Here is a 24,239-nt window from a genome sequence, read left to right as displayed (position 1 = left end):
GCGACCGATAGGATTTCCCAGCAGCACGGAGCGCGGAGGGCAATGAAGCCGGAACGTATCGCCGTCATCGGCGCGGGGCCATCGGGCCTGGCTGCTGCGCGCGCCCTCGATCGCGCGGGCATCGAGGTCGTCGGCTTCGAGGCGGCGCACGACGTCGGCGGGCTCTGGGACATCGAGAACCCGCGCAGCACGATGTACGAGTCCGCGCACCTCATCTCCTCGCGCACCACCACCGAGTTCGCCGAACTGCCCATGCGCAGCAGGGCCGACTACCCGGGTCACCGCGAGCTGAAGCGGTACTTCGGCGAGTACGCCGACACGTTCGGCCTGCGCGAGCGGTTCCGTTTCGGCACGAAGGTCGAACGGGTGGAGCGGGATGCCACGGGCTGGAGCGTCGACGGCGAGCGCGTCGACGGCGTGGTGCTCGCCAACGGCACCCTCGCCGAGCCGAGCATCCCGAGCTTCCCCGGACACTTCGACGGCGAACTGCTGCACTCGAGCGGGTACAAGAGCGCCACGATCTTCGCGGGCAAGCGGGTGCTCATCGTGGGGGCGGGCAACAGCGGGTGCGACATTGCGGTCGATGCGGTGCACCACGCGGCATCCGTCGACCTCAGTGTGCGGCGCGGCTACTACTTCGTGCCGCGCTACCTGTTTGGCAAGCCCAGCGACACGCTCAACCAGGGCCGGCCGCTACCCGCGCGCATCAAGCAGGCGATCGACTCGCGCGTGCTGAAGGCCTTCACCGGCGACCCGGTGCGGTTCGGGTTTCCGAAACCCGACTACCGCATCTACGAGTCGCACCCCATCGTCAACACCCTCGTGCTGGGCCACCTCGGCCAGGGCGATCTGCAGGTGGTTCCGGGGCCGGAGCGGTTCGAGGGCAGCACCGTGCACTTCACCGACGGCACCTCGCGCGACTACGACCTGATCGTGCTCGCCACGGGCTACACGCTCGACTACCCGATGGTCGAGCGCGCCGAGCTCAACTGGACGGGCATGGCGCCGAGCCTCTACCTCAACATCTTCCCGCCGTCGTTCAGTGGGCTGTTCGTGATGGGGATGATCGAGGCATCCGGCATCGGATGGCAGGGTCGCGCCGAGCAGGCCGAGCTCATCGCCGCATACCTGGCGGCGGATGACGCGCAGCAGGCCCGATTCCGTCGGCGCGCCGCCGGGCCGCCACCCGACCTCACCGGCGGGTACCGCTACCTCGAACTCGAGCGCATGTCGTACTACGTCAACAAAGACGCCTACCGCCGCGCCGTGCGCAAGGCCGCAGCATCCCTGACCCGAAAGGCCACCACGTGAACATCGACGACGTCGTCTTGAACTTCACCCCCGGCTCGCTCATCGCCCTCAACATCGTGCTCGGGCTCATCATGTTCGGCATCGCGATCGACACGAGCGTCGACGACTTCAAGGCCGTGCGCCGAGCGCCGAAGGCCTTCGCGATCTCGCTCGTGGCGCAGATTCTGTTGCTGCCCGCGGTGACCTTCGGCCTGACGCTGCTGTTGAACGTGCAGGGCTCGATCGCGCTCGGCATGATCCTCGTGGCGTGCTGCCCGCCCGGCAACATCTCGCAGATCCTCACCTACCGCGCCAAGGGCAACGTGGCGCTCTCGGTCTCGATGACGGCGGTCACGAACGTGATCTACATCTTCGTGCTGCCGCTGAGCCTGTCGTTCTGGGGCAGCCTGCACCCCACCGCCTCCGCGATCGTCAAGCAGGTGAGCCTCAACGGCTGGCAGATGCTGCTCGAGATCTTCCTCATCATCGGCCTGCCGTTCGCCGCCGGGCTGTTCATCCGGCACCGCTGGCCGGCGTTCGCCGCGCGCGTGCACCCGATCGCCAAGTGGGTGAGCCTGCTCGGGCTCGTCGGGTTCATCGTCGCCGCGCTGGTCGGCAACTTCACCTACTTCATCGCCTACATCGGGGTGGTGCTGCTGGCGGTCTTCCTGCACGACGCGATCGCACTGGGGCTCGGCTTCGGTGCCGCTCGACTCGGCCGGTTGAACATGTACGACTCGAAAGCGGTGACCTTCGAGCTCGGCATCCGCAACGCGGGCCTCGGCCTGGGGCTCGTGTTCACGTTCTTCGGCGGGCTCGGCGGCATGGCGATCGTGGCCGGTTGGTGGGGCATCTGGGACATCATCGCCGGCCTCGCGCTCGCCACCTGGTGGGGCCGTCGCAAGGCCGCCGAGAACGCCACCGAGCAGGTGGCGGTGTGACGCGCGTCTTCGTCACGGGCGGATCGGGGTTTCTCGGGTCGTCGGTGGTGGCGGGGCTCGCGGCATCCCCGGCCGTCGACCTCGTGGTCAGCGGCGACCTGCGCGAGCCGGCATCGCCGCTGCCCGGCGTGACCTACGTGCGCGCCGATGTCACGGAGCCGGGCACGCTGCAGCCGCTGTTCGAGCGCCACGGCATCGACGTGGTCGTGCATCTCGCCTCGATCGTCAACCCCGGCGCGACGACGACCGTCGAGCAGGAGTACCGCGTCGACGTGGAGGGTTCGCGTGCCGTGTTCGACGCCTGCCTCGCGGCGGGCGTGCGGCGCGTGGTGGTCTCCTCGAGCGGCGCCGCCTACGGCTACCACGCGGACAACCCCGAGTGGCTCGTCGAGACGGATGCGTTGCGCGGCAACGACGATTTTCCGTACTCGCGGCACAAGCGACTCGTCGAGGAGCAGCTCGCCGCGCTGCGGGCCTCCAACCCGGAGCTCGAACAGGTGGTCTTCCGCATCGGCACGATCCTCGGGCCCACCGTGCGCAATCAGATCACGGCGCTGTGGGAGGGCGAGCGCATCCTGGAGATCGTCGGCTCCGAGAGCCCATTCGTGTTCGTCTGGGTCGAGGATGTCGTGGCCGCGATGGTGCGCGCCGCCACCGACGGCCCGACCGGTGTCTACAACGTGGCAGGCGACGGCAAGCTCACCGTGCGCGAGATCGCCGACATCCTCGGCAAGCCGACGCTGCGCATCCCGGCGTGGGCGCTCGCCGCCGCGCTCGCCGTCGGCCACGCGCTGCGGTTGACGCCGCACGGGGCCGCGCAGGTGAAGTTCCTGCGCTACCGGCCGGTGCTCTCGAACGCCCGGTTGAAGGCCGAGTTCGGTCTGGTGCCCTCGCACAGCAGCCGCGAGGCGCTGCTGGCGTATCGCGCCGCTCGATGGGGGAGCGTTTCGCCGCAGCGGTGACATACTCGAGGCATGCGTTGGTGGAAGCGGCCCCGGCGGCTTCCGCTGCTGAACGTCGTCGACGATCGCGGGCAGGGCCCCGTCGTCGTGCTGATCCACGGCATCGCCTCATCGTCGGTGACCTTCACGAACGTGCTGCCGCTGATCGAGCACACCCACCGGTGCATCTCGATCGACCTGCTGGGATTCGGAACCTCGCCGATCATCGAGGACTGCGACTACACGCTCGCCGATCACGCCGCCGCGATCCAGCGCACCGTGCAGTCACTGGGTCTGCGGCATCCCTTCACCCTGGTCGGGCATTCGATGGGCGCCCTGATCGGTGCGCGATTCGCGGCGCGCAACCCCCGGTCGGTGAACAAGCTGGTGCTCGTCAGCCCGCCGATCTATCTCTCGCCCGCCGAGCTCTCCAGCGATCTCGATCGCGACCGCATGGGCTTCTACCGCAAGGCGTACGAGTACGTGCGCACGAACAAGGAGTTCACCCTGAGGAACGCGGCGGTCGTCGAGAAGTTTCTGGCGATCCCGGGCTCGATGGACATCAACGAACGCACCTGGACGCCGTTCGTGAAGTCCTTGGAGAACTCGATCGAGTCGCAGACCACGGTGAGCGATCTGGCCGCGGTCGAGGCGCCGGTCGAGATCGTCTACGGCGCGCTCGACGAGTTCGCATCGGAGGGGTCGCTCAAGGTCGTTGCCAGGATGAGCGGGGTGACCGTGCACAAGGTGGCGGCGAGCGACCACGGCATCGGCAAGCGTCTGGCGCGGGTGGTGGCTCAGGCGATCGGCTGATCGGCCTCGCGTGGCAGCGGCGATCGGCGAACTCGACCCGCCGCAGCCTGACCGATCAGCACACCGGCGAGCACGAGGGCGATGCCGACGAGCTGGGCGGGGCCGAGGTGCTCGCCGACGAGCAGCGTGCCCAACAGCACCCCCGTGACGGGGTTCAGCAACCCGATCACGCCAACCACGCCCGCGGGCAAGTGCCGCAGCCCCGCGAACCAGGCGACGAAGGCGATCGCGGTGCCGACGACGGTCAGGTAGAGGAAGCCCAGCGTCGCACCGCCGTCGAGCGTGGGCGGGGCACCCTCGACGACGATCGCGACCGGCAACAGCAGCATCGAGCCCGCGATCAACTGCCACGAGGTCATCGCCAGCAGCGGAATCCCCCCGCCCCAGCGACGAGCCAGCAGAAAGCCGACGGAGGAGCTCGCCATCGCGGCGAGCGAGGCGAGCACGCCCCAGCCGTTGATGTCGTCGCCGCCCGGGGCGAGCATCACGGCGACGCCAGCGAAGCCGACGGCAGCCCCGATCGCGGACAGCACTTGCGGTCGCTGGGCGAGCAGCGGCCAGGCGAGCACCAGGATGACCCCGGCCGACGACGCCATGATGGTCGACGCGATGCTCGAGGGCAGCAGTTGCGCCGCGAGGTAGACGAGCACGAAGAACGCGCCGATGTTGAGCACCCCGAGCACGAGCGATCGCCACCACCACGAGCCGTGCGGCCGTCGGCGCGCGATGGCCAGCAGCAGCAGTCCGGCGGGCAGGGCCCGGAGGAGGGCGCCCCAGAGCGGGTGTTCGGCGGGAAGCAGTTCGCGTGTGACGACGTAGGTCGAGCCCCAGGCGACGGGCGCGATGGCGGTGACGAGCATCCACCGCCACTTATCTTCCACGGAAGACACTATAGCTTCCTGGGAAGATATCATGGTCGACCATGACGGAAGACCATGTGTCCGGGATCATTCGCGAGTGGCAGCGCGAGCGACCCGATCTCGATGTCAGCCCCGTCGGGGTCATCGGGCGGCTTCATCGGCTCGCGCTCGCGCTGACCGACCAGCTCGCGGTCGTCTATCGCGAGCACGGCCTCACCGAGGGGGAGTTCGACGTGCTCGCGACCCTGCGACGGGTGGGGGAGCCCTACGAGCGAACCCCCGGAGATCTCGCCATGCACACGATGGTCACGACCGGGGCCATGACCAAGCGGATCGATCGGCTCGAAGACGCAGGCCTCGTGACGCGTCGCGTGTCGCGGCGCGACGGGCGCGGTCGGGTGGTCGCGCTGACGGCCGCGGGCCGCGAGCGGATCGATCGGGCGTTCGAGGCCCACATCGCCAACGAGCATCGACTCGTCGCGGCGCTGGATCCCGACGATCGGCGCGCGATCGAGACGATCCTGGCCAGGTGGCTTGCCAAGCTCTAGGGGTCAGGCGATTCGCGCGGCCGCCTCGATGATGTGGTCGATCGCCGCCGGGTCGTCGATCGTGGGCGGCACCACGTAATCCTCGCCGTCGATGATCTGACGGATGGTCTTGCGCAGGATCTTGCCGGAACGGGTCTTCGGCAGGGTCGCGACGACGACCGCATCCCGGAATGCCGCGACCGCCCCGATCTGCTCGCGCACCAGGGCGACGAGCTCGGTCACGAGGCGCTCGGTCTCGACCTCGCTGCCGGTCTTCAGCACGACGAGCCCGAGCGGCTTCTGGCCCTTGAGCGAGTCCTTCACTCCGACCACGGCGCACTCCGCGACGGCCGGATGCTGCGCCAGCACCTGCTCCATCGATCCCGTCGACAACCGGTGGCCGGCGACGTTGATGATGTCGTCGGTTCGGCCCATCACGTAGAGGTACCCGTCGCGGTCGAAGTACCCGGAATCTCCGGTGAGGTACTTGCCCGGGAAGGCGCTGAGGTAGGAGTCGATGTAGCGCTGATCGGCGTGCCAGAGTGTGGCGAGGGTGCCCGGCGGCAGCGGCAGGTCGATGACGATGTTGCCCTCCTCCAGGTGCTGCACCGGGAGACCGTGCTCGTCGACGATGGAGACGTGATAGCCGGGCAGCGGGAACGAGGGCGAGCCGGCGCGCAGCTCCAGGTGCTCGATGCCGCGCGGACTCGCACAGATCGCCCAGCCCGTCTCCGTCTGCCACCAGTGGTCGATCACGGGCTTGTCGAGCAGGGCCGTGGCCCAGGTCCAGGTCTCGGGATCGAGCCGCTCGCCGGCGAGGAACAGCGTCTCGAGCCGGCTGAGGTCGTACCGGTGCGACAGCGCGGCGTGGGGATCGGCCTTGCGGATCGCCCGCAGCGCGGTCGGCGCGGTGAACAGGGTCTTGACCCCGTAGTCGCTGGCGACGCGCCAGAATGCGCCGGCATCCGGGGTGCCGACGGGCTTGCCCTCGTAGAGCACCGTCGTCGCACCCGCCAGCAGCGGACCGTAGACGATGTAGGAGTGGCCGACCACCCAGCCGACATCGCTCGCGGTCCACATCACGTCGCCGACGCCGATGTCGTAGACGTTGCGCATCGACCAGGCGAGCGCGACGGCGTGGCCGCCGTTGTCGCGCACGACCCCCTTCGGGGCGCCGGTGGTGCCCGAGGTGTAGAGGATGTAGAGCGGGTCGGTGGCGGCGACCGAGACCGGTGGGTGAGCGATGGCGGCCAGCGCGCGCTCCCGGAAATCCCACCAGCGCACGCCGGGCACGGAGTCCGCGAACTCGGCGGCGGAGCCGGGCACCTCGGGACGATCCTTCACGATCACCGTCTGCACGGTGCCCTTGCTCATGCCGAGCGCCTCGACGATCGTCGGCAGGTACTCCACCACGCGGCTCGGTTCGATGCCGCCGGATGCCGTGACGATCACCGTGGGCTCGGCGTCATCCAGTCGCGTGGCCAGTTCCTTCGCGGCGAATCCGCCGAACACCACCGAGTGCACGGCGCCCAGCCGCGCGCAGGCGAGCATCGCGACGACGGCCTGCGGCATCATCGGCATGTAGATGACCACGCGGTCGCCCTTGCCGATGCCCGCGTCGGCGAGCACTCCGGCGAATCTGGCGACCTTGTCGAGCAGGGTCGCATAGCTGTAGCGCTTCTGCTTGCCGACGACGGGGGAGTCGTAGATGAGCGCGGTGGTGTCGCCGCGCCCCGCGGCGACATGGCGGTCCAGGGCGTTGAAGCACGTGTTGAGCGCACCGTCGGGGAACCAGCGGTAGAGCGGCGCGGCACCGTCGTCGACGGCTCGGGTGGGGGCGACATCCCAATCGATGGCGTCGGCCGCGTCGAGCCAGAAGCCTTCCGGGTCCGCACGACTGCGCTCGACGACGGAGCGGAACACGGCACCCGGTGATTGGTTCACGGATCACTTCCTCAGCGAAGGTCTTCCACGGATGCGAGCTCCGTGTATACAAAGTGTGCCAGAAGTCTCGCACAATCGCGAGCGGATCGGACTATACTCGGCATTCTGTATACATGACCGGGTGCCGGGATGCCACGCAGGGCTCGAAACACCGGGTCGCCCGAGCGAGGGGAGCGAGATTGGCCGTCGTGCTCCGTGCCAGTGATCGCGCCTACCTCGCGCTGCGCGATGAGATCGTCAACTGGGAGCTCCCGCCGGGCAGCGTGCTCGGCGAGGTCGAGCAGTCCACCCGGCTCGGGGTCTCCAGAACGCCGCTGCGGGAGGCGCTCGCGAGGCTGACCGCAGACGGGCTCGTCGCACCGCAGGCGGGTCGCGGGCTCGTCGTCGCCGACATCTCGCTCGACAACATCCGGGAACTCTTCGAGGTGCGCCATGCGCTCGAAGGCCGTGCCGCCCGACTGGCGGCGATCCGTCACGACACCGACGTGTTCGAGCGCCTCGAGCGGGAGTTCATCACCGTGCCGGCGCTGCTCGAGCACCCCGACCCGCGTCGCGAGTCCTACTACGACCTGGTTCGCCGCTTCGACGAGGCCGTCGACGAGAGCGTGCAGAACCCCTACCTGGTGACCGCGCTGACCAGCCTGCGCACCCACCTGGTGCGCGTGCGCAGGCTCGCCAAGGACAACCCGCAGCGGCTCTCCGCCGCCGCCGCCGAGCACCTGCTGATCGTGCAGGCGATCGCCGCGCGCGACGGCGAGCTCGCCGAGCACGCCACCCACGTGCATCTCCATCGCGCGCTGCAGAGCGCGCTGTCCATGGCCGCGGAGTCGCCGCTCCCGGTCACCGCGTGATCCACCCGGCATTCTCCGCCCAGTTCCCATCGAAAGGCCCAGCATGAAGCTCCACCCCGTTCGCATGTACAAGAGCAGCGAATCCCTGCCCCGCGAGAACCAGCTCGCCTGGAAGATCGCGGAGGTCGCGAGCGAGAACATCGAGGCGACGGATGCCGTGGCCGACATGGTGATCAACCGCGTGATCGACAACGCGGCCGTCGCGACCGCGTCGCTGACCCGCGGTCCGGTCGTCGCCGCGCGCGCCCAGGCGGAGGCGCACCTCGTCTCCCGCAACGGCACCGGCAGCACCGTCTTCGGCAGTGGGCAGCTGACCAGCCCCGAGTGGGCGGCCTGGGCCAACGGCGTCCCCGTGCGCGAGCTCGACTACCACGACACGTTCCTCGCGGCCGAGTACTCGCACCCGGGCGACAACATCCCCCCGATCCTCGCCGTCGCCCAGCACACCGGCCGCAGCGGCGCGGAACTGCTGCGCGGCATCGTCACCGGCTACGAGATCCAGATCGACCTCGTGAAGGCCATCAGCCTGCACAAGCACAAGATCGACCACGTCGCACACCTCGGCCCCTCGGCGGCGGCCGGCATCGGCACGCTGCTCGGCCTGCCGACCGAGACGATCTTCCAGGCGATCGGCCAGGCGCTGCACACCACCACCGCCACGCGCCAGTCGCGCAAGGGCGAGATCTCCACCTGGAAGGCGCACGCCCCCGCCTTCGCCGGCAAGATGGCGGTCGAGGCCGTCGACCGGGCGATGCGCGGACAGACCAGCCCCACCCCGATCTACGAGGGCGAGGACGGCGTGATCGCCTGGCTGCTCGACGGCCCCGAGGGTCGCTACGAGGTGCCGCTGCCGGAGCACGGCGAGCCTCGGCTGGCGATCCTCGACAGCTACACGAAGGAGCACTCGGCGGAGTACCAGGCGCAGGCATGGATCGACCTCGCCAGAAAGCTCGGGCACGAGCATCCCGAACTCCGCGACCCGAAGAACATCGTGCGGGCGGTGCTGCACACCAGCCACCACACCCACTACGTGATCGGGTCCGGCGCGAATGACCCGCAGAAGTACGACCCGAAGGCGAGCCGTGAGACGCTCGACCACTCGATTCCGTACATCTTCACGGTCGCGCTGCAGGACGGCACGTGGCACCACGTCGACTCCTACGCCCCCGAACGCGCCGGTCGCCCCGACACGGTCGAGCTGTGGAACAAGGTGACCACCGTCGAAGACCCGGAGTGGACGCGCCGATACCACTCCAACGACATCTCCGAGAAGGCCTTCGGCGGTCGCGTCGAGATCGAGCTCACCGACGGAAGGCGCATCGTCGAGGAGATCGCGGTCGCGGATGCACACCCGCTCGGCGCGCGTCCCTTCGCTCGCGAGCAGTACGTGCAGAAGTTCCGCTCGCTCGCCGACGGGGTTCTCGCGCCGGCCGAGATCGAGCGCTTCCTCGACACCGCCCAGCGGCTGCCGGAGCTCAGCGCCGCCGAGCTGGCCGGCCTCACCGTCAACGGCGACTTCCCCGCCATCACCCCGAAGGGGATCTTCTGATGCTGTACTCCCGCACCCCGGTCGCGCAGAAGCGCGCGGCGCTCCGCGAACGACTGAACTCCGGTGAGCTGCTGCAGTTCCCCGGCGCGTTCAATCCGCTCTCGGCCAAGCTCATCCAAGACAAGGGCTTCGATGGCGTCTACATCTCCGGGGCGGTGCTCTCCGCCGACCTCGGGCTGCCCGACATCGGGCTGACGACGCTCACCGAGGTCGCCGGCCGGGGTGCCCAGATCTCGCGGATGACCGACCTGCCGACCATCATCGACGCCGACACGGGCTTCGGCGAGCCGATGAACGTGGCTCGCACCGTGCAGGAGCTCGAGGATGCCGGCGTCTCCGGCCTCCACATCGAGGACCAGGTCAACCCGAAACGCTGCGGCCACCTCGACGGCAAGGCCGTGGTGGACACCGACACCGCGCTCAAGCGCATCCGCGCGGCGGCGGACGCCCGGCGCGACCCGAACCTGCTCATCATGGCGCGCACCGACATCCGGGCCGTCGACGGTCTGCAGGCGGCGATCGATCGGGCCAAGGCGCTCGTGGATGCCGGTGCCGACGCGATCTTCCCGGAGGCCATGAAGGATCTCGGCGAGTTCGAGGCCGTCACGAACGCGCTGGACGTGCCGGTGCTGGCCAACATGACCGAGTTCGGCAAGAGCGAGCTGTTCACCCGGCAGCAGCTCGCCGACGTCGGCATCCGCATCGTGATCTACCCGGTGTCGTTGCTGCGCATCGCGATGGGTGCCGCCGAGCGCGGCCTCGACACGCTCGCAGCAGAAGGGTCGTTGCAATCGGAGGTCGCTGGCATGCAGACTCGGGCAAGGCTCTATGAGCTGCTCGACTACGAGGCGTACAACGCCTTCGACACGAGCGTGTTCAACTTCTCCCTCGACAGCCACGCTGCGCACACCAACCCAGAGCACTAGGAGACACGATGACCGACACGATCGAGATCAAGAAGGGGCTCGCGGGCGTCGTCGCCGATGTGACCGCGATCTCCAAGGTCAACCCGGAGACCAACTCGCTGCTGTACCGCGGATACCCGGTGCAGGAGCTCGCCGCGAAGTGCACCTTCGAGGAGGTCGCCTGGCTGCTCTGGAAGGGCGAGCTGCCGACGGCGAAGCAACTCGCGGAGTTCGAGACCCTCGAGCGCTCGCTGCGTCACCTCGATCCCAAGGTCAAGCACGTCATCGACGCGCTGCCGCTGACGGCGCATCCGATGGATGTCGTGCGCACCGCCATCAGTGTGCTCGGCGCCCTCGACGAGACCCTCGGTGCTGACCCGACGTGGATCGACCTGGAGTTGACGCAGGAGCGCAGCATCCGGATGTTCGCGCAGCTGCCCGCGATCGTCGCCTATGCGCAGCGCCGGCTGCGACACGAGGAGCTCGTGGAGCCGCGCGACGACCTCGGCTATTCGGCCAACTTCCTGCACATGACCTTCGGCGAGGTGCCGGAGGAGGTCGTGGTGAGCGCCTTCGACGTGTCGATGATCCTCTACGCGGAGCACTCCTTCAACGCCTCGACGTTCACGGCGCGCGTGATCACCTCGACGCTCAGCGACGTCTACTCGGCCGTCATCGGTGCGATCGGCGCGCTCAAGGGCCCGCTGCACGGTGGGGCGAACGAGGCGGTGCAGCACACCTTCGAGGAGATCGAGACCGCGGAAGCCGCCGCGGCCTGGCTCGAGAAGGCGCTGGCCGACAAGCGCAAGATCATGGGCTTCGGCCACCGGGTGTACAAGAACGGCGACTCCAGGGTGCCGACCATGAAGGCCGCGCTCGACACCCTGGTCGCCCACTACGACCGCCCCGAGGTGCTCGCGCTCTACGACGCGCTCGAGACGGCGATGGTGTCGACGAAGAACATCAAGCCCAACCTCGACTACCCGTCGGGTCCGGCCTACAACCTCATCGGGTTCGACACCACGATGTTCACGCCGCTGTTCATCGCCTCGCGCGTCACCGGATGGACCGCGCACGTGATGGAGCAGCTCGCCGCGAACTCGCTCATCCGTCCGCTCAGCGCGTACAACGGTGTCGACCAGCGGGTGGTGCCCGACACGACCGCGTAGATTTGGGGGCATGAGTGTTCCCACCATCGCCCTCAATGACGGCTTCACGATTCCCCAGCTCGGTTTCGGTGTGTTCCGTGTCGAACCCGCCGAGACCGAGCGGATCGTCTCCGACGCGCTCGAGGTGGGCTACCGCCACATCGATACCGCTGCGGTCTACGGCAACGAGGTGGGTGTGGGGCGCGCGATCGCCGCGTCCGGCATCCCGCGGAACGAGCTGTTCATCACGACCAAGCTCTGGAACAGCGATCAGGGCACGCAATCCGCGTTCGATGCGATCGATCTGAGCCTCGAGAAGCTCGGACTCGAGTCGGTGAACCTCTACCTGATCCACTGGCCGCGCCCCGACCTCGACCGCTACGTCGAGACCTGGCACGCGCTGGAGCAGATCAAGGCAGACGGCAAGACCGCCTCGATCGGGGTCTCCAACTTCACGCCCGCCCACCTCGAGCGCGTCATCGCGGAGAGCGACACAGTTCCGGCGGTCGACCAGGTGGAGCTGCATCCCGCGTTCGCGCAGGTGCCGCTGCGCGACTACGCGCGCGAGCACGGCATCGCGGTGGAGTCGTGGGGTCCCCTCGGTCAGGGCAAGTACGACCTCTTCGGCATGGCGCCCGTCGTCGCGGCGGCTGCCGCGCACGGGGTCACGCCGGCACAGGTGGTCATCCGGTGGCACCTGCAGCACGGGCTCATCGTGTTCCCCAAGTCCAACTCGCGCGAACGGATCGCGGAGAACTTCGACGTCTTCGGCTTCGAGTTGAGCGCGGCCGAACTCGCGGCGATCGACGGCCTGGACCAGGGGATGCGCGTCGGCAGCGACCCGGACACCTCGACGTTCTAGCGGCTCACGCGAGGCTGACGGCCTCACCGCGCGGGCATCGCACGAAGGCATCCACTCCGGCGAAGGCCGACTCCACGGCGTCCGCCGGGTCGCTGAAGTGCTCCCAATCCACGGCGTGCAGCACGACCACGCGTGAGGCGCCGAGCATGTCGGCGGCGGTCACCGCATCGCGCGCCGAGAGCGTGAGGTCGCCGGCGATCGATGGCACGCGGGCGGCACCGGCGAACAGCAGGGCGATGTCGATGGCCGGAAACCGCCCCGCGATCTGCTCCACGAGCGGCAGCGAGGCGTTGTCGCCGCTGACGTACACGGTCGGCTCGCCCTCGGCCTCGAGCACGAACCCGGTCACCACCCCCACGAAGCGCTCACTGCCGGGCGGTCCGTGCAGGGCGGGCACGGCGGTCACGGTGACGGGGCCCAGGGTCGCGGACTCCCAGGAGTCGAGGCCGATCAGCCCGCCGCCGAAGAGCTCGGTCGCGGCATCCGACGTGCTGAAGGTCGGCACGCCGGTGGCGAGCAGTTCGAGGCCCTCGTAGTCGAGGTTGTCCTTGTGGGAGTGGTGGCTCAAGAGCACCGCGTCCACGTGCCCGAGCTGCTCGCGCGGGATGCCGGGCCCGGCCGTCTTCACGAGCGTCGTCGATCCCGGCTCCGCGTAGGAGCGCGGCGGGTCGAACGTCGGGTCGGTCACGAAGCGCAGGCCCGCGTAGTCGAGGATGGCGGTCGGCCCGCCCACGAAGGTGAGGGTCGTCGACGACATGCTCCGAGACTACGCCACGGTGCGTCGTTCGACGGGAGTGATCGTGTCCCCGGCACGCCGCTCGGCAGTGCTCAGCGCACCGTCTTGCGGGCCGTGATCACGCCGGTGTCGAAGCCCAGCAGGTGCAGGCCGCCATGGAACCGGGCGTGCTCGATCTTGATGCAGCGGTCCATGACGATCGTCAGGCCCTTGGACTCGCCGTAGATCGCGGCATCCTGATTCCAGATGCCCAACTGCACCCACACCGTCTTCGCGCCGATCGCGATCGCCTCGTCGATGACCGCGGGGATGTCACTGGCCTTGCGGAAGACGTCGACGATGTCGGGCACCTCGGGCAGATCTGCGAGCGACTTGTAGGATTTGTGGCCGAGGATCTCGTCGACCATCGGGTTGACGAAGTACACGCGGTAGTCGCTGGACTGCAGCAGGTAGGTGGCGACGAAGTAGCTCGATCGCGTGGAGTTCGGCGAAGCGCCGACGATCGCGATCGACTTCGCCTTGCGCAGGATCGCGAGCCGCTCCTTGGCGCTCGGGCCGATCCAGGTGCGCTGCGACTTCAGCAGCTTCGCGAGCGGCGAGTCCGCGGGGATGTCGCAGGTCAGCCCATTGGCCAGTTGCGTCGTGACCGTCTCTTCGGTGGCGGTGCTCATGGTTCAGCCCTTCGTTGCCGCGGACAAAGCCTGGTCGAGATCATCAACGATGTCCTCGGGGTCTTCTATTCCGACGCTGATACGCACGACGCCCGGCAGCACCCCGGCATCGAGCAGCTGCTGCTCGGTGAGCTGAGCGTGGGTCGTGGACGCGGGATGGATCACGAGCGTCTTCGCGTCGCCGATGTTGGCGAGGTGGCTGGCGAGGTTCACCGACTCGATGAACTTCTGGCCGACCTCGCGGCCGCCCTTGACCACGAAGCTGAACACCGAGCCCGGGCCCTTCGGCAGGTACTTCTTCGCGCGTTCATGGTGCGGATGCCCCGGCAGCCCGGCCCAGAACACCTTCTCGATGCGCGGGTCGGCGTCGAGCCACTCCGCGACGATGCGGGCGTTGTCGACGTGCGCCTGCATGCGGAACGGCAGGGTTTCGACCCCGGTGGCGAGCAGCCAGGCGGAGTGCGGCGCGAGCACCGGACCGATGTCGCGCAGCTGCTCGGCGCGCAAGCGGGTGAGGAAGGCGTATTCGCCGAAGTTGCCGTGCCAGTTGAGGCCGCCGTAGCTGGGCACCGGCTGGTCGAACAGCGGGAAGTGCTCGTTGGCCCAGTGGAACCGGCCCGATTCCACCACCACGCCGCCGAGCGTCGTGCCGGCACCGCCGAGGAACTTCGTAGCGGAGTGCACGACCACATCGGCGCCCCACTCGATCGGTCGGCTGAGGTACGGCGTCGCGACGGTCGAGTCGATGATGAGCGGCAGGTGGTGCGCGTGCGCGACCTCCGCGAGGCCCTCGATGTCGGCGATCTCGCCGGAGGGGTTCGCGATCGTCTCGGCGAAGATGAGCTTGGTCTTGTCGGTGATCGCCGCGGCGTAGTCGGCGGGGTCGGAGGAGCGCACGAAGGTGGTGTCGACACCGAAGCGTCGCAGGGTGATGTCGAGCTGGGTGATCGAGCCGCCGTAGAGGTTTGCACTCGAGACGATGTGGTCGCCGGCCCCGGCGAGCGCCGCGAAGGTGATGAACTGCGCGCCGAGCCCGCTGGCCGTCGCGACCGCACCGAGCCCGCCCTCGAGGGATGCCACGCGTTCCTCGAAGCTCGCCACCGTCGGGTTGGAGACGCGGGAGTAGATGTTGCCGTACTTCTGCAGCGCGAACCGGGCGGCGGCATCCGCGGTGTCGTCGAAGACGAAGGCGCTGGTCTGATAGATCGGCAGCGCCCGTGCGCCGGTGACGGCATCCGGGATGTTGCCGGCGTGGATTGCCCGGGTGCGGAAACCATACTCGCGATCAGCCATGCTGATCAGGCTACCGATCGTCGGGCAGAGCGACGCCGTGTGACGTAACGCGGCGTCGCACGGGTCAGTGGCGGGATTCCACGGCCCCGGCGATCTTGGCCTCGTGTTCCTCCGGCGCGGGCGCCACGAACCGGAAGTAGAGGTAGAGACCGACCGCGACGATCGCGAATCCGCCGAGCACGACGATCCAGGTCCACAATGAGCCGTCGAGTTCGCCCCAGGCCGATGGCACCACGATCAACACGAAGGCTGCCGCCGTGATCGTGTACGCCGCAGCCCACGCGAGCTTCGAGTGCTCGAAGACCGTGGAGCCGTCGAGCATGCGCAACGGCAGTAGACCGACGAACAGGGTCGTGAGACCCTCGGTCGTGACGGCGACGAGCGTGTCCACGAGCAGTGCGGAGGTGAAGGTCTCGGGCGGGCCGCCGGCCATCAGCAGGCTGTACCCGATCCAGCCGAGCATGGCCAACGTGAAGACGACGCCCGCCTGCACGAGGGTCGCCTTGGCGCGTTCGGCGGCACTCGTGCGACCGATGAGCCCGATCCCCAGCAGCAGGCCGATCAGGAAGCCCGGTGAGAAGTCGAGCAGGCGCGAGAGCACCACGCCCACCACGGTGAGCACGAGGCCCAGGGGCTTGAGCTCCATGGTGGTGCCCAGATGCCAGCGCCCCCGGACGATGGCGCCCGAGATCGCGCTCGCGAGGTAGCCGACGATGAAGAGCGCGATCGCACACGCCAGTACCACGCGCAGCGAGGTCACGTCGAAGCCGAAGCCCGGATCGGCGAAGCCGAAGATGACGGCGGCGATCGCCGTGATCAGCAGGGCGCCGAGCCACGGCACGCGTTCCAGCCAGTTCGTGAACCGCTCGAGCGCGGTGAGCCGGGGAACGCGCCGGGTGAAGCGCTGGTACTGCTCCGAGATCGTGGAGTTCAGCAGCTCGGCCGGGAACGCGACGAGCAGCAGCAGCGCGAGCCCGGAGAGCGCGGCCGTGCCGATGATCACGGGGTTGGCGAGGATGCTGCCGAGGGTGCGGATGGTGCCGGTGAGACCGCTCGGAGCGGCCGGGTTCGAGCGGTCGCCGGCCGCTCCGCCGCTCTCCGCGGCATGCGCGGTCGCCGCCTCGGCGGGCGTCTCGATCGCACGCGTCGGCAGCACGACCATCACCGCGCGCTCCTGCACGGAGGGCAGGCCCTCGACCGGGGTGACGAGCACCACGAAGCGGTGCGCCCCGGGCTCGGCGTCCTGCGGGATCGTCACGAGCACGTCGAAGGTGCCGTCGTCGGCCACGGTGGTCGTGCCGACCTTCACCGGGGTGGAGTGGAACTCGATCTCGACACTCGCCCCGGCGGGCAGGCCGGAGCCGGTCAGGCGCGTGGTGTCACCGGGTGCGAACTCGTCGCCGGCCGCGGTGAACTGGAACGTCCAGGGCAGGAACACCCGCGGCGCGGGCGTCGTGACCGGACTCGGCGTCGCTGAGGGGGGTACGACGGTGACCGCGAGCTGGGCTGGGGGCACGCCGGCGGTCGAGGCGTTGCCGGCGCGGTCCACCTGCAGCGCGCCGAACGCGAAGGTGCCTCCCACGGCCAGCGCGGCGCTCGAGGTGCACGACCAGGCCCCGGCGGAGTTCGCGGTGACCGTGCCCTCCTGGCAGGCGGCGGGCATCCCATCGCGGTAGACGACGATCGTCGCGAAGGGCTCCGCGGTGCCCGTGATCACCGGGTGCGTGCTGGTGGTGGTCGAACCCGGCCCCGTGATGACGGGGCCGGCCGGGGCGACCGTATCGATCGTGAGGGTGCGCGGTGCCGATGAGACCTCGTCGCCGTCGGCGTAGACGAAGTACTGGTAGGCACCGTCGGCGAGGGGGGCGGAGGTGCACGCATAGGCGCCGCCGACCAGGGTGTTGTCGAAGCAGATCGAATTCGTTCCGACGATGTCGTAGACGGTGGCCGTGGCCGCGGCCGGGTCGGTCGTGCCCGAGAACGTCGGGGTGGCGTCGTTCGTGAAGGCGCCGTCCGCCGGAGCGGCGATCGTCGGCGCGGCCACGCGCTGGATCGTCGCCGGGCTTCCGGCGGCCGAGAACTCGTCCGCCTCGTTCGAACCGATCGCCGTGAGCTCGTTCGAACCCGCTCCGAGCGTGCCGAACGGAGGATCGCAATACCAGATCGACGCGCCGAGCACGTCGGTCGCCTGGCAGTACGGCAGCGCGGGACCCCCGTTCGTGGAGACGTACACCTGGATGTAGTCGATGTCCACGTCCTTGTTGCCCTGCACGTCGCGGGTAGCCTGACCGGTGCGCCACGGGGAGAAAGTCTGATCCACGCCCGGCGCGGGCGGCGGCGTGATGGAGAAGGCGGCGACGATGTCCCCCGCCACCGCGGCGCCGGAGTGGGCCAGTCCGTCGGCGGTCGGTGCGAACGGTCCTCCGGAGGCCACCGCGCCGGAGGTGCAGCCCCAGGTCCCGTCGGCGGCGACCGCGCTCGAGCAGTTCACTCCGTCGCCGGAGACGGTCACCGTGCCGAGCGCGGGACCGGTGCCGGCGAACGACGGTGTCGCGTCGGCGCTGCTGGCCGCTGGCGAACTCGTGACGGACACCGGATCGGTGCCGTAGACGATGATGGTCACCGGCGCGCTCGCACCGCTCGGGTCGTACCCGGGGTCGAGCACGAGATCGCCGACCGCCGTGACGGTGTACACGCCCGGGGGGATCACGGCCGCGCCGCACGCGCTGAACGAGTTGCCGGAGAAGGTCTGCTCGGGCGCGCAGACGATCGGCGCCCCGACGCTCGGGGTGAGCGTCACCTGCACCTCGGTGTCGGTGTCCGGCGTCGTGCCCGTGATGGGCGGGAGAGCCGACTGAGGGTGGGCGGTCCCGTTCAACGCGGGATCGATGACGGGCGGTCCGGCGGGCGGTACGGCGTTCGCCGCGAACGCTCCGCCGAGCACGAGCGCGGCGACGATGCCGACCGCGGCGACGCCGGCGGGTACGCGGGAGCGGGTCATCGGCGCCTCGATACGGGGGAAATGATGCGGCGACTGTGCGGGTCCCGACAATATATCAGTCGGGGGATCGCGGCTCTAGCGCCAGGTCGGCAGCCACCAGTGGGCGGCGATGAACCAGTAGTCGGCCAGCATCCCCGACCACAGTGGCCAGAAGAACGCGCTCACCAGGGCCACGATCCCGAGGAAGATCGCGACGGTGCGGATGCCGCTCACCTGCCGCCACGACGGATCGCCCGGGCCGCCCAGAATGATGCCGATCGCGATCACGAGGGCGAGGATCAGGTAGGGCTCGAAGACGATCGTGTAGAACTGGAACACCGTGCGGTTCAGGTACAGCAGCCACGGCAGGTAGCCCGCACCCAGGCCCATCAGCACGAGACCCACACGCCACTCGCGGCGACGCACCAGTCGCACGAGCAGGTACACGGCCGCCGCGGTCGCCGCCCACCAGATCAAGGGGTTCGCGATGCCGGCGATGGACTCGCCGCACATCGAGCTCGCGCAGCCGTCTTCGCCCTGGCCGATGGAGCGGTAGTACATGCTCGTCGGGCGGATCATCAGCAGCCAGCCCAACGGGTTGGCCTGGTAGGGGTGCGGGCGGTTCTCGCCGACGTGATAGTCGTACACCGCCACCTCGAAGTGCCACAGCGACTGCAACGCGTGCGGCACCCACGCGAACGCCCCGGTCCACGCATTGCCGGGCTGGTCCGCCCACTGCCGGTGATAGCCGTTCTCGCCGAGGAACCATCCCGTCCACGTCGACAGATAGGTCAGCACCGCGACCGGCACCATGAGCAGGAAGGTGACGGGCGCCTGCTTGAGCACGGTGCCGCTCAGCCAGAACGGGATGCCCGCCCGGCGCCGGGCGAGCGCATCCACCACGAGGGTGTACACCGCGAACGCCGCGAGGAAGTAGAGCCCGTTCCACTTGACGGCGGCCGCCGCGCCGAACGCGACGCCCGCGGCGACGAGCCAGGGCCGCCACCACAGGGCGGGACCCCAGGTGCCGCCGCCCCGCGACATCCACAGCGCCAGTCTGGTCGCACTCTGCTGACGATCGAGCAGCACCGCGCCGAAGCCGAGCAGGGTGAACAGCATCGCGAAGTTGTCGAGCAGGGCGACCCGGCTCATCACGATCGCGTTGCCGTCGATCGCCAGCAGGGCGCCGCCGATCGTCGCCAGCAGCAGCGAGCCGGTGAGCCGCTTGGCCACGAGCATGAGCAGCACGACCGCGAGGATGCCGGCCAGCGCCGTCGCGATGCGCCAACCGACGGGGTTGTCGGGGCCGAAGGCGAGCATCCCGAGTCCGATCAACCACTTGCCGAGCGGGGGATGCACGACGAAGGAGGCCTGCGTCAGGAAGAAGTCCGTCTCGCCGGCGTTGAACCGCACGTCGGCCTCGGCGGGCCACGCGGCCTCGTAGCCGAGCTGAGTGAGGGTCCAGGCATCCTTCACATAGAAGGTCTCGTCGAAGACGAGTTCGCCCGGATGCCCGAGCCCCCACAATCGCGTGATCGCCGCCACGCTCACAACCGCCGCCGGCGCGCCCCACCGGATCGCGGTGCGCACGCGCGGCGTCCGAGACTGCCACCAGCGGTCGAGCGCGGACCCCGTCGGCTCGTCGTCGGGCTCCCGGGTCGCGACGAGCTCGTCGAACTCGGGCCGGCTGCTCACCCGGCCATGTTATGCGGCTGCAAGGATGGGCAGGTGATCATCCTCGCAGCGACGCCGATCGGCAACCTCGGCGACGCCTCGCCGCGACTCGTCGAGGCGCTGAACAATGCCGAGGTGATCGCGAGCGAAGACACTCGCACGACCATCCACCTCATGCGCGCTCTCGGCATCGAGAACCGGCCGCGGCTCATCCCGCTGCACGAGCACAACGAGACCGAGAAGGCCGCCGAGATCGTCGAGCTCGCCAGATCCGGCGACGTGCTGGTGCTCAGCGACGCCGGGATGCCCGCCATCAGCGATCCCGGATTCCCCCTCGTCGCGGCCGCCGTCGCCGCCGGCGTCACCGTCTCGGCGATCCCGGGACCCAGCGCCGTGCTCACCGCGCTCGCCGTCTCGGGGCTGCCCACCGACCGCTTCGTGTTCGAGGGGTTCCTGCCGCGCAAGGGTCGCCTGCCCGCGCTCCGTGCGCTCGCGCGCGAGCCGCGCACCCTGGTGTTCTTCGAGTCCCCGCACCGCATCGGCGCCGCGCTCGCCGACATCGCCGCGGCGTTCGGCGCGGAACGCCGGGTGGCGGTCTGCCGGGAGCTGACCAAGCTGCACGAGGAGGTGGTGCGGGGCTCCGCCGCCGAGCTCGCGTCACGGTTCGCGGACGGCGCCAGGGGCGAGATCGTGGTCGTGGTCGCGGGGGCGGAGGTCGTGGCATCCGACCTGCCGACCGGCATCGCGAGGGTGCTGGAACTGGTCGCCGCGGGTGCCAGGCTCAAGGACGCCTCGGCGGAGGTCGCGGACGCGACCGGCCTCTCCCGGCGTGAGCTGTACGAGGGTGCGCTCGCGGCACGCTGACACCACGCGATGCCCCGATGCCCGTGCGGCGGTAACAGTCGCGCCTCGCCCGGTACGCTTGAACCCATGGCCGCCGCCGACTCGTTCTATATTGCGACGCCCATCTTCTACGTCAACGACGTGCCGCACATCGGGCACGCGTACACGGAGGTGGCGGCAGACGTGCTTGCCCGCTGGCACCGTCAGCGCGGCGACGACACCTGGCTGCTCACCGGCACCGATGAGCACGGCCAGAAGATCCTGCGCACCGCGGTCGCCAACGACACCACGCCGAAGGCCTGGGCCGACCAGCTGGTCGAGACCGCCTGGAAGCCGCTGCTGAAGACGATCGACATCCGCAACGACGACTTCATCCGCACCACCGACCCCCGTCACGAAGAGGGCGTGCAGCGCTTCATCCAGAAGCTCTACGACGACGGTCACATCTATGCGGGGGAGTACGAGGGCTACTACTGCGTGGGCTGCGAGGAGTACAAGCAGCTCGACGACCTGCTGGAGACCCCAGACGGCGACTACGCGGGGCAGTACATCTGCAAGATCCACAGCCGGCCGGTGGAGATCCTCAAGGAGAAGAACTACTTCTTCCGCATGAGCGCGTTCGAACAGCGCCTGCTGGATCTCTACGAGTCCCGTCCCGACTTCGTGCAGCCCGTCAGCGTGCGCAACGAGATCGTGCAGTTAGTCAAGCAGGGCCTGGATGACCTCTCGATCTCGCGGTCGAGCTTCGACTGGGGCGTGCAGGTGCCGTGGGACCACAGCCACGTCGTCTACGTCTGGTTCGACGCACTGCTGAACTACATCACCGCGATCGGCTACGGCGTCGACGACGAGAACTTCGAGCGGCGCTGGCCGGCCGTGCAGCTCGTCGGCAAGGACATCGCCCGCTTCCACGCCGTGATCTGGCCGGCCATGCTCATGGCCGCGGGCCTCGAGGTGCCGCGCGCGGTGTTCGGCCACGGCTGGCTGCTGGTCGGCGGCGAGAAGATGTCCAAGTCCAAGCTCACCGGCATCGCCCCCGAGCAGATCACCGACACCTTCGGTTCGGATGCCTTCCGCTACTACTTCCTGTCGGCGATCGCCTTCGGTCAGGACGGTTCGTTCAGCTGGGAGGACCTCTCCGCCCGCTACAACGCCGAGCTCGCGAACGGCTTCGGCAACCTCGCATCCCGCGTGATCGCGATGGTCGCACGCTACTTCGACGGTGCGATCCCGGTCGCCGAGCGCGACGCGAAGATCAGTGCGCTCGAAAAGCGGGTGGTGGCCGCCGCGAACGACGCGATCGATCGGTTCGCCATCCACGAGGCGCTCTCCGCCGCCTGGGAGCTCGTCGACGCGCTCAATCTCTACATCACCGAGCAGGAGCCGTGGGCGCTCGCCAAGGACGAGGCCAAGCGCGCCCAACTGGAACAGGTGCTCGCGACCGCGGTGCACGGCCTCGGCGCGCTCGCCGTGCTGCTGGCCCCCGTGGTGCCGAAGGCGAGCGCTCGGCTGTGGGCGGCGCTCGGCGGCGCCGGAGAGGTCGAGTCGCAGTCCATCACGACGGCCTGGGACTTCCAGGGCGGCGCCCGCGTCAGCGCCCTCGAGCCACCGCTGTTCCCGCGCATCGAACAGGACGCCACCACGTGACCTTCCTGCGGCAGCGCGAGTCCGAGGGTCGGGGAGACCTCGAGTACCCGCCGCTGCCCGAGGCGCTCACGGTGGGCGTCTACGACAATCACGCGCACCTCGAGTTCGCGGACGGCGACAACCCGCTCGATTACCGCGAGCACCTCGACCGTGCCTCCAGCGTCGGCGTGCGCGGCGTCGTGCAGGTGGGCACCGACCTGGAGACCTCGCGCTGGTCCGCCGAGATCGCCGGGCGGGAACCCCGGGTGCTGGCGGCCGTGGCGCTGCACCCCAACGAGGCGCCGAAGCTCGCGGCATCCGGGCTGCTCGACGACCAGCTCGCCGAGATCGACGCGCTCGCCGGTCTGCCGCGCGTGCGCGCCGTCGGCGAGACGGGCCTCGACTTCTACCGCACGGCCGAGGGCGATGGCCGCGCCGCGCAGTACCGCTCATTCGAGGCGCACATCGAGATCGCCAAGCGGCACGGCATCGCGATGCAGATCCACGACCGGGATGCCCACGCCGAGGTCGTCGAGACCCTGAACCGTGTCGGGGCGCCCGACACGACGGTGTTCCACTGCTTCTCGGGCGATGCGGAGTTCGCCAAGCTCGTCGCCGACGCCGGGTGGTACCTCTCCTTCGCGGGCACCGTCACGTTCAAGAACGCGGGTGCCCTGCGCGAGGCGCTCGAGGTGATCCCGCGCTCGCGCATCCTGATCGAGACGGATGCCCCGTTCCTCACCCCGCAGCCCTTCCGCGGTCGCCCGAACTCGCCGTACCTCATCCCGTACACGTTGCGCGCCATGGCCGAGCACCTGCGCACCGACGCGTCGATGCTCGCGGCGCAAATCACCTCGAACACCGAGGATGTCTACGGCACGTGGGACTCCGAGCCGGTGGACCCGGAGCAGACCGGCCCCTTCGCGGAACTCGCGTGAGCGGGCCCAGCTCCAGCGCGTTGCTCGGTCCCGCCGAGATCCGCGACCTCGCCGAGTTGCTCGGCGTCAACCCCACGAAGAAGCTCGGGCAGAACTTCGTGATCGACGCGAACACGGTGCGGCGCATCGTGAAGTCCGCCGGGGTCACGGCGGGCGAGACGGTTGTGGAGGTCGGCCCGGGGCTGGGATCGTTGACGCTCGGACTGCTCGAGGTCGGGGCATCCGTCGTCGCCGTGGAGATCGATGACCGGCTCGCGGCCCAGTTGCCGCTGACCGTCGCGCAGCTGCAGCCGGGCGCGCCGCTGACGGTGCTCACCGCGGACGCGCTGCGCATCGCCGAGCTGCCGGGCGAGCCGACCGTGCTCGTCGCGAACCTGCCCTACAACGTCTCGGTGCCGGTGCTGCTGCACTTCCTCGAGCATTTTCCGAGCATCCAGCGCGGTCTCGTGATGGTGCAGGCCGAGGTGGGGGAGCGCATCGCCGCCGGCCCGGGCTCCAAGGTCTACGGCAGCCCGAGCGTCAAGGCCGCCTGGTACGGGGAGTTCTCGCTCGCCGGCAAGGTGAGCCGCCAGGTGTTCTGGCCGGTGCCGAACGTCGATTCGATCCTGGTGCGCTTCGAACGTCGCGAGCAGCCCGGCACCGAGGCGGAGCGGGTCGCGACCTTCGCGCTGGTGGACGCCGCGTTCGGGCAGCGGCGCAAGATGCTGCGCCAGTCGCTGTCGGTCGCGCTCGGGGATTCGGCCGCGGCATCCGCGCGCCTGGAGGCGGCGGGCATCGCACCGACCGCACGGGGCGAAGAACTGACGGTGTTGGACTTCTTGGCCATCGCGCGCGGCTAGGTTGGTCT

21 protein-coding genes are annotated in these 24,239 nt (G+C 69.3%); 14 read left to right on the top strand and 7 right to left on the bottom strand.

What is annotated here, in order from left to right:
• Positions 1 to 42 precede the first annotated feature (42 nt).
• Genes PYV02_RS03100 through PYV02_RS03085 form a run of 4 tightly spaced genes read left to right on the top strand, consistent with a single transcriptional unit; the run spans position 43 to position 3,985 of the window.
• Positions 43 to 1,311, top strand: a complete 1,269-nt coding sequence (locus PYV02_RS03100) for a flavin-containing monooxygenase (protein ID WP_275756107.1) — start codon at positions 43 to 45, stop codon at positions 1,309 to 1,311.
• Positions 1,308 to 2,231, top strand: coding sequence for a bile acid:sodium symporter family protein (locus PYV02_RS03095; RefSeq protein ID WP_275756105.1), 924 nt, complete (start codon positions 1,308 to 1,310; stop codon positions 2,229 to 2,231). Before PYV02_RS03100 ends, PYV02_RS03095 begins: the two co-directional genes overlap by 4 nt.
• Positions 2,228 to 3,193: an SDR family oxidoreductase gene (locus tag PYV02_RS03090; RefSeq protein WP_275756103.1), complete on the top strand. Its 966-nt coding sequence runs from the start codon at positions 2,228 to 2,230 to the stop codon at positions 3,191 to 3,193. Before PYV02_RS03095 ends, PYV02_RS03090 begins: the two co-directional genes overlap by 4 nt.
• Before the next feature lie 12 nt (positions 3,194 to 3,205).
• Positions 3,206 to 3,985, top strand: coding sequence for an alpha/beta fold hydrolase (locus tag PYV02_RS03085; protein WP_275756101.1), 780 nt, complete (start codon positions 3,206 to 3,208; stop codon positions 3,983 to 3,985).
• Here the strand turns inward: PYV02_RS03085 and PYV02_RS03080 are convergent.
• On the bottom strand, positions 3,970 to 4,866 hold the full coding sequence (locus PYV02_RS03080) for an EamA family transporter (protein ID WP_275756099.1): 897 nt from the start codon (positions 4,864 to 4,866) through the stop codon (positions 3,970 to 3,972). The two genes, PYV02_RS03085 and PYV02_RS03080, sit on opposite strands and share 16 nt — an antisense overlap.
• A gap of 41 nt (positions 4,867 to 4,907) precedes the next feature.
• On the opposite strand from PYV02_RS03080, the gene PYV02_RS03075 reads away from it, so the two are divergent.
• Positions 4,908 to 5,393: a MarR family winged helix-turn-helix transcriptional regulator gene (locus tag PYV02_RS03075; protein ID WP_275756097.1), complete on the top strand. Its 486-nt coding sequence runs from the start codon at positions 4,908 to 4,910 to the stop codon at positions 5,391 to 5,393.
• Positions 5,394 to 5,396: 3 nt separating this feature from the next.
• Here PYV02_RS03075 and PYV02_RS03070 read toward each other — a convergent pair whose 3' ends face one another.
• Entirely contained in the window at positions 5,397 to 7,316 is a 1,920-nt protein-coding gene (locus PYV02_RS03070; RefSeq protein WP_275756095.1) for an AMP-binding protein, read from the bottom strand.
• 179 nt (positions 7,317 to 7,495) lie between these two features.
• Here PYV02_RS03070 and PYV02_RS03065 point away from each other — a divergent pair, with 179 nt between their 5' ends.
• Genes PYV02_RS03065 through PYV02_RS03045 form a run of 5 tightly spaced genes read left to right on the top strand, consistent with a single transcriptional unit; the run spans position 7,496 to position 12,631 of the window.
• A complete protein-coding gene (locus PYV02_RS03065; RefSeq protein WP_275756093.1) occupies positions 7,496 to 8,167 on the top strand; it encodes a GntR family transcriptional regulator in 672 nt (223 codons plus the stop codon).
• Between the two features lie 43 nt (positions 8,168 to 8,210).
• Positions 8,211 to 9,716: an MmgE/PrpD family protein gene (locus PYV02_RS03060; protein ID WP_275756091.1), complete on the top strand. Its 1,506-nt coding sequence runs from the start codon at positions 8,211 to 8,213 to the stop codon at positions 9,714 to 9,716.
• Entirely contained in the window at positions 9,716 to 10,642 is a 927-nt protein-coding gene (prpB, locus tag PYV02_RS03055) for a methylisocitrate lyase (protein ID WP_275756089.1), read from the top strand. Before PYV02_RS03060 ends, prpB begins: the two co-directional genes overlap by 1 nt.
• Before the next feature lie 8 nt (positions 10,643 to 10,650).
• Positions 10,651 to 11,790 (top strand): bifunctional 2-methylcitrate synthase/citrate synthase, encoded by a 1,140-nt coding sequence (locus PYV02_RS03050; RefSeq protein ID WP_275756087.1) that lies wholly within the window; start codon positions 10,651 to 10,653, stop codon positions 11,788 to 11,790.
• Between the two features lie 10 nt (positions 11,791 to 11,800).
• Positions 11,801 to 12,631: an aldo/keto reductase gene (locus tag PYV02_RS03045; RefSeq protein ID WP_275756085.1), complete on the top strand. Its 831-nt coding sequence runs from the start codon at positions 11,801 to 11,803 to the stop codon at positions 12,629 to 12,631.
• A gap of 4 nt (positions 12,632 to 12,635) precedes the next feature.
• On the opposite strand, the gene PYV02_RS03040 is transcribed toward PYV02_RS03045, so the two are convergent.
• From PYV02_RS03040 to PYV02_RS03020, 5 genes are all read right to left on the bottom strand, one after another.
• Positions 12,636 to 13,388, bottom strand: a complete 753-nt coding sequence (locus PYV02_RS03040; protein WP_275756083.1) for an MBL fold metallo-hydrolase — start codon at positions 13,386 to 13,388, stop codon at positions 12,636 to 12,638.
• 71 nt (positions 13,389 to 13,459) lie between these two features.
• Positions 13,460 to 14,038 carry a CoA-binding protein gene (locus tag PYV02_RS03035; protein ID WP_275756081.1) on the bottom strand — a complete coding sequence of 193 codons (579 nt, stop codon included), beginning with the start codon at positions 14,036 to 14,038 and terminating at the stop codon, positions 13,460 to 13,462.
• A 3-nt stretch (positions 14,039 to 14,041) separates the two neighbouring features.
• The gene (locus PYV02_RS03030) at positions 14,042 to 15,331 is read right to left on the bottom strand and encodes an O-acetylhomoserine aminocarboxypropyltransferase/cysteine synthase family protein (protein WP_275756079.1); all 1,290 of its coding nucleotides are present in this window, start codon (positions 15,329 to 15,331) and stop codon (positions 14,042 to 14,044) included.
• Positions 15,332 to 15,395: 64 nt separating this feature from the next.
• A complete protein-coding gene (locus PYV02_RS03025) occupies positions 15,396 to 18,332 on the bottom strand; it encodes an Ig-like domain-containing protein (RefSeq protein ID WP_275756077.1) in 2,937 nt (978 codons plus the stop codon).
• A 75-nt stretch (positions 18,333 to 18,407) separates the two neighbouring features.
• Positions 18,408 to 20,006 carry a dolichyl-phosphate-mannose--protein mannosyltransferase gene (locus tag PYV02_RS03020; protein ID WP_275756075.1) on the bottom strand — a complete coding sequence of 533 codons (1,599 nt, stop codon included), beginning with the start codon at positions 20,004 to 20,006 and terminating at the stop codon, positions 18,408 to 18,410.
• 33 nt (positions 20,007 to 20,039) lie between these two features.
• Here PYV02_RS03020 and rsmI point away from each other — a divergent pair, with 33 nt between their 5' ends.
• From rsmI to rsmA, 4 genes are all read left to right on the top strand, one after another.
• A complete protein-coding gene (gene rsmI, locus PYV02_RS03015) occupies positions 20,040 to 20,849 on the top strand; it encodes a 16S rRNA (cytidine(1402)-2'-O)-methyltransferase (RefSeq protein ID WP_275756073.1) in 810 nt (269 codons plus the stop codon).
• A gap of 66 nt (positions 20,850 to 20,915) precedes the next feature.
• The gene (gene metG, locus PYV02_RS03010) at positions 20,916 to 22,475 is read left to right on the top strand and encodes a methionine--tRNA ligase (protein WP_275756071.1); all 1,560 of its coding nucleotides are present in this window, start codon (positions 20,916 to 20,918) and stop codon (positions 22,473 to 22,475) included.
• The gene (locus PYV02_RS03005; protein WP_275756069.1) at positions 22,472 to 23,392 is read left to right on the top strand and encodes a TatD family hydrolase; all 921 of its coding nucleotides are present in this window, start codon (positions 22,472 to 22,474) and stop codon (positions 23,390 to 23,392) included. The genes metG and PYV02_RS03005 overlap by 4 nt, the downstream gene beginning before the upstream one ends.
• Positions 23,389 to 24,231 carry a 16S rRNA (adenine(1518)-N(6)/adenine(1519)-N(6))-dimethyltransferase RsmA gene (rsmA, locus tag PYV02_RS03000; protein WP_275756067.1) on the top strand — a complete coding sequence of 281 codons (843 nt, stop codon included), beginning with the start codon at positions 23,389 to 23,391 and terminating at the stop codon, positions 24,229 to 24,231. Before PYV02_RS03005 ends, rsmA begins: the two co-directional genes overlap by 4 nt.
• Positions 24,232 to 24,239 lie beyond the last annotated feature (8 nt).

Source organism: Antiquaquibacter metalliresistens, from assembly GCF_029211225.1.
Lineage (GTDB): Bacteria > Actinomycetota > Actinomycetes > Actinomycetales > Microbacteriaceae > Rhodoglobus > Rhodoglobus metalliresistens.
Note: the sequence above shows the minus strand (reverse complement) of the source record. Positions and strands in the feature narration are given on the sequence as shown.

Coding starts and splice junctions, on each gene's coding strand:
- PYV02_RS03100 (WP_275756107.1), top strand. CDS start 43: ATGAAGCCGGAACGTATCGCCGTCATCGGCGCGGGGCCATCGGGCCTG.
- PYV02_RS03085 (WP_275756101.1), top strand. CDS start 3,206: ATGCGTTGGTGGAAGCGGCCCCGGCGGCTTCCGCTGCTGAACGTCGTC.
- PYV02_RS03075 (WP_275756097.1), top strand. CDS start 4,908: ATGACGGAAGACCATGTGTCCGGGATCATTCGCGAGTGGCAGCGCGAG.
- PYV02_RS03060 (WP_275756091.1), top strand. CDS start 8,211: ATGAAGCTCCACCCCGTTCGCATGTACAAGAGCAGCGAATCCCTGCCC.
- prpB (WP_275756089.1), top strand. CDS start 9,716: ATGCTGTACTCCCGCACCCCGGTCGCGCAGAAGCGCGCGGCGCTCCGC.
- PYV02_RS03050 (WP_275756087.1), top strand. CDS start 10,651: ATGACCGACACGATCGAGATCAAGAAGGGGCTCGCGGGCGTCGTCGCC.
- PYV02_RS03045 (WP_275756085.1), top strand. CDS start 11,801: ATGAGTGTTCCCACCATCGCCCTCAATGACGGCTTCACGATTCCCCAG.
- PYV02_RS03040 (WP_275756083.1), bottom strand. CDS start 13,388: ATGTCGTCGACGACCCTCACCTTCGTGGGCGGGCCGACCGCCATCCTC.
- PYV02_RS03035 (WP_275756081.1), bottom strand. CDS start 14,038: ATGAGCACCGCCACCGAAGAGACGGTCACGACGCAACTGGCCAATGGG.
- PYV02_RS03030 (WP_275756079.1), bottom strand. CDS start 15,331: ATGGCTGATCGCGAGTATGGTTTCCGCACCCGGGCAATCCACGCCGGC.
- PYV02_RS03025 (WP_275756077.1), bottom strand. CDS start 18,332: ATGACCCGCTCCCGCGTACCCGCCGGCGTCGCCGCGGTCGGCATCGTC.
- metG (WP_275756071.1), top strand. CDS start 20,916: ATGGCCGCCGCCGACTCGTTCTATATTGCGACGCCCATCTTCTACGTC.